Genomic DNA, 3,641 nt, shown 5'->3' with positions numbered 1-3,641 from the left:
GGTTTACCGGGCCAGAATTATTGACCTCACCTCAAGTAGCATGGTAGTACAGCTGACCGGGAAGCCTTCCAAAATCGAAGGGTTTATGGAAGTCATGTCGCCCTATCAGATCCTTGAAATGTGCCGCTCCGGTATCATCGGCATGCCCAGAGGATCCCAGAGTGATTGGTGGAAAAGCAGCCAGGAATAGGCTGCCGTAACAGACGATATTCATTGAAATGGAGAAATTATCATGATCAAGAAGTACTATGACGCGGACTGCAACCTCGGTATGCTCGACGGCAAAACGGTCGCCATCATCGGTTACGGCAGCCAGGGCCACGCCCATGCCCAGAACCTGCATGAAAGCGGCGTGAACGTCGTTGTCGGCCTGCGTAAGGGCAGCGCCAGCTGGGCCAAGGCCGAAGAAGCCGGTCTGAAAGTCATGGAAGTGGAAGATGCCGCCAAGGCTGGCAATATCGTGATGATGCTGGTGCCCGACGAAGTCGCCGCTGATATCTACAACCGCCAGGTCGCCCCCAACATGAAGGAAGGCGACGTGCTCTGCTTCGCCCACGGCTTCAACATCCACTTCGGCTTCGTGAAGCCTGCTGCCAATCTCGACGTGATTATGATCGCCCCCAAGGGCCCCGGCCACACTGTGCGCAGCCAGTATGTGGAAGGTAAGGGCGTGCCCAGCCTCATCGCCATTGCCCAGGATTACAGCGGCCGCGCCAAGGATTATGCCCTGGCCTATGCCGCGGGCATCGGCGCTGGCCGCGCCGGTATTCTGGAAACCACCTACCGTGAAGAAACCGAAACCGACCTCTTCGGCGAACAGGCTGTGCTCTGCGGCGGCGTGACCGAACTCATGAAGGCCGGCTTTGAAACTCTCGTGGAAGCGGGCTATGCTCCTGAAATGGCCTACTTTGAAACCATCCACGAAATGAAACTCATCGTCGACCTCATCAACAACGGCGGCTTCGGCTTCATGCGTTATTCCATTTCCAACACCGCTGAATACGGTGACTACCGTACCGGCAAGCGCCTCATCACCGAAGAGACCCGCAAGGAAATGAAGAAGGTTCTGCGTGAAATCCAGGACGGCACCTTTGCCTCCGAATTCATGCAGGAATTCTCCGCCGGCCGCAAGGGCAAGTTCCTTGCCACCCGCCGCATGGAAGCGGAACATCAGCTGGAAAAGGTCGGCGCCGAACTGCGCCAGATGATGAGCTGGCTCAAGAAGTAAGCTCTGCTTTGTAAACATCGCCGGGCGGTCCCCGCTGCCCGGCGATGTTCTGTCTTTTTGCAGGGGATTGAAGGAGAGAGGTCTCATGAAGCTTCGCAGTGCGAATGTCACGCAGGGCGTGGAACGCGCGCCCAACCGCAGCCTGTTCTATGCCATGGGCTATACCCGGGAAGAGCTCGATCGTCCGCTGGTCGGCGTCATCAGCGCCCATAGCGAAATCGTACCTGGGCACGCCCATCTGGACAAGATAGCCGAGGCCGTGAAGGCCGGTGTGCGTATGGCCGGGGGTACCCCCATACTCATTCCCGCCATAGGCGTGTGTGACGGCATCGCTATGGGGCATATCGGCATGAAGTATTCCCTGGCCAGCCGTGAACTCATTGCCGACAGCGTGGAAACCATGGCCATGGCTCATCAGCTGGATGCCCTGGTGCTTGTGCCCAACTGCGACAAAATAGTGCCCGGCATGCTTATGGGCGCGCTTCGCCTGAATATTCCTTCCGTGGTATGCAGCGGCGGACCCATGATGGCCGGCGTGTACGACGGCGAAGAGGTGAGCCTTTCCAAAATGTTCGAGGCTGTGGGCGCCCGTAAAATAGGCCTCATTGACGACGAGAAGCTCGAAGAATGCGAGACCGGCGTGTGTCCCGGGTGCGGAAGCTGTGCTGGCATGTACACCGCCAACTCCATGAACTGCCTGTGTGAGGCCGTGGGCATAGCCCTGCCCGGCAACGGTACTATCCCTGCTGTGCATGCCCGCCGCATGCAGCTTGCCAAACATTCCGGCATGGCCGTCATGGAGCTTCTGAAGCGCGATATCAAGCCCCGCGATATCGTTAATGAAAAGTCCATCCGCAACGCCCTTGCTTGCGACATGGCCCTGGGGTGCAGCACCAATACCGTGCTTCACCTTCTGGCTATCGCCCATGAGGCGGGAGTGGCTTTCGATCTTTCTCTGTTCAATGAAGTGAGCGCCGAGGTGCCCAACCTCTGCCATCTCGCTCCCGCAGGCCCCACTCACATGCAGGATCTGTATGCGGCGGGCGGTATCGCCGCGGTACAGGCTGAGCTTGCCTCGGGCGGCTACCTTGATACCAGCTTGATTACGGCCACCGGAAAAACTCTTGCGGAGAACATCAAGGGCGCGGCTATCAAGGATACGGGCGCCATACGTCCCCTTTCCAATCCCTACAGCCCCACGGGCGGCCTTCAGATTCTCTGGGGCAACATCGCTCCCGACGGCTGTGTGGTGAAGCGCAGCGCCGTGGCTCCTGAGATGCTCACGCACAGCGGCCCGGCCCGCGTGTTCGACAGTGAGGATGAGGCCATTAGCGCCATTTATAACGGCGATATTCATGAAGGCGACGTAGTGGTTATCCGTTACGAAGGCCCCAAGGGCGGCCCGGGCATGCGTGAAATGCTCAATCCCACCAGCGCCCTTGCAGGCATGAAGCTGGACAGGACCGTGGCCCTTATTACCGATGGCCGCTTCAGCGGCGCGAGCCGCGGCGCGTCCATCGGCCACGTTTCTCCCGAAGCTGCCGAAGGCGGCCCCATCGGCCTTATTCAGGAAGGGGATATCATATGTATTGATATCCCGAATGCCAGCATCAATGTGGAAGTGAGCGATGAAGAGCTTGCCCGCAGAAAAGCGGCCTTCACTCCCCGCGAACCTAACATCAAGACCGGGTGGCTTGCCCGGTATGCACGGCTTGTCAGCAGCGCCAATACCGGAGCCGTGTTGAAATAGAAATAAGGGAGATTGCCGCTGCTTGATGAAGCGGCTCGAAGCTCTTTCGCGTATCGCTTCCATGATTCCGTTGCCGGGCGGTCCGGAGCGGTCCCTCAGTCAGGGAGGCATGAGTTTTTTCTTTTCCTGCTTTTCTCTTCAGGCGGTCTGAAGGGAATCCCTCAGGCAGGAGCGGGCGAAAACTGCGCGGTATGGCGGTTGTGGTTTTGCGTATGGGCGGACCATGCGCTTCCCTCACTCCACAGCGTATCATACACCGGAGCATGATGCGTTTCCGATCTGTTCTTCAAGGACTATCCCTCGTTCGGAAAAGCGCGCGGAGCGGCAGAAAAAGCCGACGGCACATCTTCTCAGGTATGTTTTCAGAGGCGCTCTTCCGTATGGTTGATGATGCGGAAGACTCCGGCTTTCGGTAACGCACAGTGTGTGCCGGAGGAAAAACCGGGTTGCTTCATGCCGATATATCCGGCGTGAGGCAACCCGATTTTTTAATGCGGCTTCGGTAGCCATGAAGAAGCGCATGCCCACGGAGGATGTTTTTCCCTCAGCGTGTCCTTTTCTGGTTCATCCTTTGCGGAAGGGAAGGGGCTTGTCCGGCGAGCTACGTTGCAGGGACATGACGGCTTTTGGCAGTCTTGTCCGGCAGAGAAGGCTTGTTCCAGG

2 protein-coding genes and 1 pseudogene are annotated in these 3,641 nt (G+C 58.1%); all 3 read left to right on the top strand.

Going from position 1 to position 3,641, the window contains the following annotated elements:
* A pseudogene (locus tag K8W16_RS05555) lies at window positions 1-190 on the top strand (hypothetical protein); the annotation flags it as partial.
* 45 nt (window positions 191-235) lie between these two features.
* Window positions 236-1,228 carry a ketol-acid reductoisomerase gene (gene ilvC / locus K8W16_RS05550; RefSeq protein WP_304121940.1) on the top strand — a complete coding sequence of 331 codons (993 nt, stop codon included), beginning with the start codon at window positions 236-238 and terminating at the stop codon, window positions 1,226-1,228.
* Between the two features lie 85 nt (window positions 1,229-1,313).
* Window positions 1,314-2,978, top strand: a complete 1,665-nt coding sequence (gene ilvD / locus K8W16_RS05545; RefSeq protein ID WP_304121938.1) for a dihydroxy-acid dehydratase — start codon at window positions 1,314-1,316, stop codon at window positions 2,976-2,978.
* The last annotated feature ends 663 nt before the right edge of the window (window positions 2,979-3,641 follow it).

Source organism: Mailhella massiliensis, from assembly GCF_020741395.1.
Taxonomy (GTDB): domain Bacteria; phylum Desulfobacterota; class Desulfovibrionia; order Desulfovibrionales; family Desulfovibrionaceae; genus Mailhella; species Mailhella massiliensis_A.
Note: the sequence above shows the minus strand (reverse complement) of the source record. Positions and strands in the feature narration are given on the sequence as shown.